The sequence below is a fragment of the Arsenicibacter sp. R0_47 genome, from assembly GCF_057652235.1.
In genome coordinates this window covers 90,083-96,515 of record NZ_JBYFCJ010000023.1, presented here as the reverse complement: position 1 = coordinate 96,515, position 6,433 = coordinate 90,083, and the positions used below count along the sequence as shown (strand labels likewise).

The 6,433-nt window shown below is 54.4% G+C and carries 6 protein-coding genes; 1 reads left to right on the top strand and 5 read right to left on the bottom strand.

From position 1 onward, the window contains the following. Window positions 1-429: 429 nt before the first annotated feature. The 5 genes from AC23NW_RS27190 to pcaH are packed head-to-tail and all read right to left on the bottom strand — an operon-like array spanning window position 430 to window position 5,400. Window positions 430-1,632: a 4-hydroxybenzoate 3-monooxygenase gene (locus AC23NW_RS27190; protein WP_487453484.1), complete on the bottom strand. Its 1,203-nt coding sequence runs from the start codon at window positions 1,630-1,632 to the stop codon at window positions 430-432. Between the two features lies 1 nt (window position 1,633). Then, window positions 1,634-2,770, bottom strand: coding sequence for a bifunctional 3-oxoadipate enol-lactonase/4-carboxymuconolactone decarboxylase PcaDC (pcaDC, locus tag AC23NW_RS27185; RefSeq protein WP_487453482.1), 1,137 nt, complete (start codon window positions 2,768-2,770; stop codon window positions 1,634-1,636). Window positions 2,771-2,808: 38 nt separating this feature from the next. After that, window positions 2,809-4,122, bottom strand: coding sequence for a 3-carboxy-cis,cis-muconate cycloisomerase (pcaB, locus tag AC23NW_RS27180; protein WP_487453480.1), 1,314 nt, complete (start codon window positions 4,120-4,122; stop codon window positions 2,809-2,811). Window positions 4,123-4,155: 33 nt separating this feature from the next. Continuing rightward, complete coding sequence (gene pcaG, locus AC23NW_RS27175) at window positions 4,156-4,674, bottom strand: protocatechuate 3,4-dioxygenase subunit alpha (RefSeq protein ID WP_487453478.1); 519 nt, start codon at window positions 4,672-4,674, stop codon at window positions 4,156-4,158. Window positions 4,675-4,692: 18 nt separating this feature from the next. Then, window positions 4,693-5,400 carry a protocatechuate 3,4-dioxygenase subunit beta gene (gene pcaH, locus AC23NW_RS27170; RefSeq protein ID WP_293833813.1) on the bottom strand — a complete coding sequence of 236 codons (708 nt, stop codon included), beginning with the start codon at window positions 5,398-5,400 and terminating at the stop codon, window positions 4,693-4,695. 144 nt (window positions 5,401-5,544) lie between these two features. Here pcaH and AC23NW_RS27165 point away from each other — a divergent pair, with 144 nt between their 5' ends. Then, window positions 5,545-6,423 carry a helix-turn-helix domain-containing protein gene (locus tag AC23NW_RS27165; protein WP_487453476.1) on the top strand — a complete coding sequence of 293 codons (879 nt, stop codon included), beginning with the start codon at window positions 5,545-5,547 and terminating at the stop codon, window positions 6,421-6,423. Window positions 6,424-6,433 lie beyond the last annotated feature (10 nt).

The window sequence follows — 6,433 nt, the reverse complement described above, 5'->3', positions numbered from 1 at the left end:
GAAGGCGCTAAGTAATAAAGCAGCACGAAGAAATAAGAAAACTTTGTGCCCCTTTGGTTCTTACAGTCTTTGTGGTTCTTCATTTTTGCCACGAAGGCGCTAAGTAATGAAGCAGCACGAAGAAATAAGAAAACTTCGTGCCCCTTTGGTTCTTACAGTCTTTGTGGTTCTTCATTTTTACCACGAAGGCGCTAAGTAATAAAGCAGCACGAAGAAATAAGAAAACTTTGTGCCCCTTTGGTTCTTACAGTCTTTGTGGTTTCCCATTTTTACCACAAAGGCGCTAAGTAATGAAGCAGCACGAAGAAGTAAGAAAACTTTGTGCCCCTTTGGTTCTTACAGTCTTTGTGGTTTTCCATTTTTTGCCACGAAGGCGCTAAGGAATAAAGCAGCACGAAGAAATAAGAAAACTTTGTGCCCCTTTGGTTCTTACAGTCTTTGTGGTTCAAACGCCTCAAACGGCAGACCGACATAGTTCTCAGCAATGGTGGTAGCATACGCCTCCGACTGACCGATGTAAGTAAACTTCGCCCGCTGAAGCTGGTACTGAAACGACCCGTGTTCGTCTTGTTTGTGGAACAAGGTGGTCATAAAATTTGAGAAATCCTGCGCCCGCCAGATGCGTTTCAGCGCCGTTTCGGTATACCGGTCCAGGCCGCGCATTGAGCCGTTTTTGTAATAATCCACCAGCCCGTCGACCAGGTGTTTCACGTCGGCAGCAGCCAGATTCAGCCCCTTACCACCGGTTGGCGGTACGATATGAGCCGCATCCCCCGCCAGAAACAAGCGCCCCGCCTGCATGTTGTCGATCAGGTAGCTACGCATCGGCGTGATGCCTTTTTCGAAAATGGGGCCGGTTTGCAGGCTCCACCCCGGCGTACCCAGCCGCACCGACAGCTCATCCCAGATCTGATCGTCAGACCAGTTGTCAATGTGGTCGTTGTTATCCACCTGAATATACAACCGGCTGACGGTCGACGAACGCAGGCTGTGCAGCGCAAACCCTCGTTCATGATACGCATAAATCAACTCGTCGGTCGACGGCGCAACGTTGGCCAGAATGCCCAGCCAGCTGAACGGGTAAGTAATCGAGTACTCGTTATACAGCTGCTTCGGCAGTGTTTTCCGGCCGATACCGTGGAAACCGTCGCAGGCCGCAACAAAGTCGCAGTCGATGACGCCTTTTTCGCCCTGCTGCTCGAAATGGATTTTTGGTGATGTGGTATCAAATCCTTCGATCTGCAACGCCGGAGCCTCGAACAACAGTTGCCCGCCACCGGCCAGCCAGGCATCGGTCAGGTCTTTAACAACCTCCTGCTGCCCGTAAATCGTGATGTTGCGCCCATTGGTCAGCTTGCCGAACGGCACCCGGACCCGCTCACTGTCGAAGCTCAGGTAAACGCCGTGGTGCAGGTGCCCTTCCCGTTCGAGGCGACCGGCCAGCCCGAGGCCCTTGAGCATGTCAACCGTATTTTGTTCCAGCAACCCGGCCCGTACGCGGGCTTCTACGTACTCACGGCTCCGGTGTTCGATAATGACCGACTCGATACCGTGCTGCTTCAGCCAATGGGCCAGCATCAGCCCGGCCGGTCCGGCGCCGATAATTCCTACCTGTGTCCGTATGTGTTTCATCTTAGTTAGATTGGTTAAGTCGCTCCTGATCAAGCACTTCTTTTGCTGAATGGAAAGCCTCGTTGGCCGCCGGCAACCCGCAGTACAAGGCTGAGTGCATGATCACTTCTTTAATTTCTTCTTCCGAAACGCCGTTGTGTAACGCGGCCCGCACGTGCATCTGAAATTCTGCTTTCCGGTTCAGGGCAATGAGCATCGAGAGGGTAATCAGGCTGCGGGTATGTTTCGAAAGCCCGGAACGGGTCCAGATTTCGCCCCAGGCGTAGTTGGTAATGAATCGCTGAAAATCAGCCGTTAAATCCGTCATTTGGGCATTGGCGCGGTCGACGTGAGCATCGCCCAGCACCGTCCGGCGAACGTGCATGCCCCGGTCATAGGCCGTACTGCCGACCAGAAAATCAATCAGCACCTCCGCATAGCGGGCCGGCAGTTCAGTGCTCGCCAGATGGCGGGCCGGTAATACCCGCAACCGGGCATTCGGGATGTTCGCGACCAGAAACTCCGCCTGCTCAACGTTGGTAACCGGATCTTCATCGCCGGTAATGACCAGCGTTTCCACCGGAATCCGGGACAGCTCCGACCGGAAATCGGCATCGCGGATGGCCGCACAACAGGCGGCATAACCCGCCACCGGGCTGCGCAGAAACATGGCTTTCGTCTCCGCCACCCGCTCCGGATTATGTTCGCGGAAATCAGCGGTAAACCAGCGCTCCATCGTATCGTCAACGATGGCCTGCATGCCTTGTGCGGTAATGGTGGCGATCCGGCCGTTCCAGCGTTCGTCGTTACCGATCTTCGCGCCGGTATTGCTGAGCACCAGCTTTTGCAGCCGTTCGGGGTGGTGAATACCCAGCCATTGGCCAATGAGACCGCCCATCGAGAGGCCGCAGTAATACACCCGGTCAATGTTCAGTTGATCCAGTAAGTCGATGACATCCTGCCCCAGCTGATCAATCGTATACGGGCCGAGCGTGACGGGACTTTTACCGTGGCCGCGCGTATCGTACTGAAGCACACGGAAATACGGCAGCAAATGGGGGACCAGTTCGTCCCACATCATCTGTTCCGAGCCCAGCGAATTAGAAAAAAGCAGTACCGGGCTATTGGGCGTGCCCTGTAGCGAATAGTTGAGGTTCATGGTTTATAGGGTAAATGGCCATCCGTGGCGACGCAGCGTTACAGTCCGCTTTCGGCCAGTATCTGATCAATAATTGCCGCAGATTGTCCGGTTGAATAGTCCGGTGTAAATAAGGTTTCCAGTCCGGTAAGCGGTAGCGCCATACCGGAAAGAACGTCTTTCAGGTGCCGCTTTTCGGCCACCGCCACCACGCAGGCCTGCTCGACAAGCTCATGAGCAGCCGCTTTGCCGATTTTTCCGGCCAGTGCCAGCGACACGTTTTCGGCATAAATCAGGCCGTTGGTCAGTTCCAGATTGAGCCGCATCCGGTCAGCATCGACCTCCAGATGGGTAAGCAGGTCGAGGGTTTTCTCGACCGCTCCGGCGGTCAGCTGCATGATATCGGTCAGGGTTTCCCATTCGGCATGCCAGCTGCCTGCCGACCGTTCGTGCTCCTGCACCATCGTCGCATAGAGCGTACTGATCAGGCCCGGCACCCGTGTAGCATTGGCCAGTATTGCCGCCGACGTAACCGGGTTCCGTTTGTGCGGCATGGTACTCGAACCACCCTTACCGGCGGCTTTTCCTTCCAGCACCTCCGCCACTTCAGTCTGCATCAGCAGGGACACATCTCTGCCGATTTTGCCCAGGGTCCCCGTCAGCAAACCGAGCGATGCTCCGAAACCGACCAGCGTTTCCCGCTGTGTATGCCAGGGGGTAGCAGGTGCCAGGTCCAGTAGTTCCGCCAGAAAGGCGACCACCTCAGTGGTGATGTGTTCGTTGCGCCCCCCGACGGCGCCGCCTGCCTGTACCCGCAGCAAACGGGGGCTTTCCTGTTCAATCCGTTGCCGGACCTCCCGGACACCCATCAGCCAGTAGGCAGTTTTCAGGCCAAAGGTGATCGGCCTGGCCTGTTGCAGCAGCGTCCGGCCAATCATAACGGTTTGCCGGTGCGTTTGTGTCAAGTCGGCCAGCAGTTGTTCGATCCGGATAAGTTGCGGGAGCAACCAGTGCAGGTAATCACGGATTTGCAGCACCGTCGCCGTATCCACAATATCCTGACTGGTAGCACCGAGATGGACAACCTGCGCCGCCACGGGGTCTTTTTGGCGCACGAGTGCCGTAAGCTGTTTTACCAGCGGAATCGCGGCATTGCCGCCAAGAGCCGTATCCTGCCGCAGTCTGTCTATGTCCAGGTCCTGCACCGAACAAGCCGCCGCAATTGTCTGCGCCGCCGAATCCGGTATGTGTCCGGCACGGCTCTGCGCTTGTGCCAGCGCCGCTTCAACAGCCAGCATGCGGCTTAGCTGTTGCTCATCGGATAAAATGCGCCGGGCGGCTTCGCTATAAAACAGGTTGGTGTACAGGCTCATGGTCGTATGTCCGGGAAGGATGCCTTCCCGTTATCAGATGTCAAAAAAAACGGTTTCGTGCCCGCCCTGCATGTGAATGTCGAACACATAGCCACTGCCGGTCTGCCGCGCAATCAACGTTGACCGGCGGTCGGCAGGGACCTGGTTCAGGACGGTATCCTGTGCATTGGCGGCTTCTTCGTCCGGGAAATAAAGCCTTGTATACGAATGAATCAACTGCCCGCGCATGAATACGATCACGTTCAGGTGCGGTGCCTGCCCGTCGACCGGCCCCGGCTTCACGGTATGAAACACAAACCGGTTCTGTGCATCCGTACCGGTACCAAAGCGGCCGAAGCGCCGGTTATACGCATCCCAGATTTCGATCATAGCATCCGGAATCAGCTCGCCCTTGCCGTCGAATACTTGTCCGGAAATGGTAATGGCGTCCGGTTCGTCCAGCGGATTAACCAGCTGATTGTCAGCCAGACTTTTAAAGTCATACAGGTATTGCTCCGGTACCAGCCCATAGGCGAAGTAAGGACCGACCGTTTGCGATGGCGTTTGTAACATTATCAGATCAGGTTCAGGTTAAACAGTTTCAAACGGGGTTGCCTTATTGCCGCGCAGGACAAAATCAAACCGGTAGCCAAGTGCAAAGTTGGGTTCGGTCACGCCCAGATCAAAACATGAAATGAGCAGCTCGCGGCCTTTGGGCGGCACACCCAGAAAAATCGGGTCGTGTTGCAGCAGCGGATCGCCGGGGAAGTACATCTGCGTCACCAGGCGGGTAGTGATATTAGGCCCGAACAGCGAAAAATGGATGTGATTCGGCCGCCAGGCATTGTAATGATTCCCCCACGGATAAGCCCCCGGCTTGATGGTGTAAAACTTATAATAGCCGTTGGCGTCGGTCATGACCCGCCCTGTTCCCAGAAAATTCGGGTCCAGCGGGGCATCGTGCTGATCGACTTTATGGACGTAACGACCGGCAGCATTGGCCTGCCAGATTTCCACGAGTGTGTTCGGAATTGTCCGGCCGTTTTCGTCGTACACATACCCGTGCACCACAATGCGCTCGCCCATTGGTTCGCCGTTTTTGCGGGCATTCCGGGTCAGGTCATGATCGAGTGCCCCGAGGTTAATGTCGCCGAAAACCGGCCCCGTCAGTTCCGACAAACTTTGTCTGATGACCACCAGCGGTTTAGACGGTGCCCGCAGAACCGTCGATTTATAGTCGGGTGAAAGGTACGGCGGCTGCACGTCCCGGTCGAATAAATTAGTTCCGAGCTCACTCATTGTCTATGTACAGGTTAACAGGAATGTTCATTTGCAAAGCTATGAGCGGGGTCATAAAAAATCCTGGATAAACAAAAATTAAACTTGTACAAACCGAACATTACTGAGATATTAAGGCCGGTTTTTATCTTTTTCAAACATACAGTGCAACTCCTCAAAAACTTTGAAGGCCTTTACGGTGATAAACAGCACCCGTTTGCCGACGGTTTTATTCATCATGAGCTACTGGAGGTTCGCAGCCGGTTATACGACTGGGACATTGACGAGCACCTGCATACCGATCTGGTACAGGTATTTGTCTTTAGTTCAGGAACAGGTGCTTTGTTCTCGGAGCGTCGCCGGCTTGAGCTTATTTCGCCGTGTGTGGTGTTGATTCCGTCGAATACGCTGCATGGTTTTTCCTTTCAGGCCGACATGGTCGGGGAAGTGTTTACAATCCGTGAGCAAATGCTGGAGGCATTATTTAAACACCTGCCCCACATTCTACTGGAAATCAATCAGTTTAAGTTGTTCAGCTTTCCGGCGGAGGACGCCTCACTGACAAAACTACATCTACTGAAAGAGCAGTTGTGCGACGAGCTTATGCATGAGCATGCGGAGAAAAACACTGTGTTACAGCTCTTACTACAGCAGTTCTGGCTGCAGCTGTACCGGATCAGTCTGGCGATTGACATACCCCTGCCCCGATCTGATAACCGGACGCTGGCCTATTTTCAGGCGTTTCAGAAAGCCATCCGTCAATCTGTTAATGAGGTACAATCGGTGCAGGCCTATGCCGCCGGGCTCAACATTACCACAGTTCACCTGAACCGCATTTGCCAGGCGCTGGTGCACAAATCGGCCCTTCAGGTCATCCACGGCTTTGTGATCGGCGAGGCCCGTAAGTACCTAACCCACACAACGTACTCGCTGTCTGAAATCTCGTACTTCCTGAACTTCAAGGATCCGGCTTATTTCTCACGGCTTTTTAAGAAAGAAACCGGCCTCTCGCCGGGGGCTTACCGCAAACAAACTAAAAAATGATACTTTTATC

What these genes read in the sequence shown, in the direction of transcription:
- pcaH (WP_293833813.1), bottom strand. Translation starts at nt 5,400, where the DNA reads ATGAGTGAGCTCGGAACTAATTTATTCGACCGGGACGTGCAGCCGCCG.
- pcaB (WP_487453480.1), bottom strand. Translation starts at nt 4,122, where the DNA reads ATGAGCCTGTACACCAACCTGTTTTATAGCGAAGCCGCCCGGCGCATT.
- pcaG (WP_487453478.1), bottom strand. Translation starts at nt 4,674, where the DNA reads ATGTTACAAACGCCATCGCAAACGGTCGGTCCTTACTTCGCCTATGGG.
- AC23NW_RS27190 (WP_487453484.1), bottom strand. Translation starts at nt 1,632, where the DNA reads ATGAAACACATACGGACACAGGTAGGAATTATCGGCGCCGGACCGGCC.
- pcaDC (WP_487453482.1), bottom strand. Translation starts at nt 2,770, where the DNA reads ATGAACCTCAACTATTCGCTACAGGGCACGCCCAATAGCCCGGTACTG.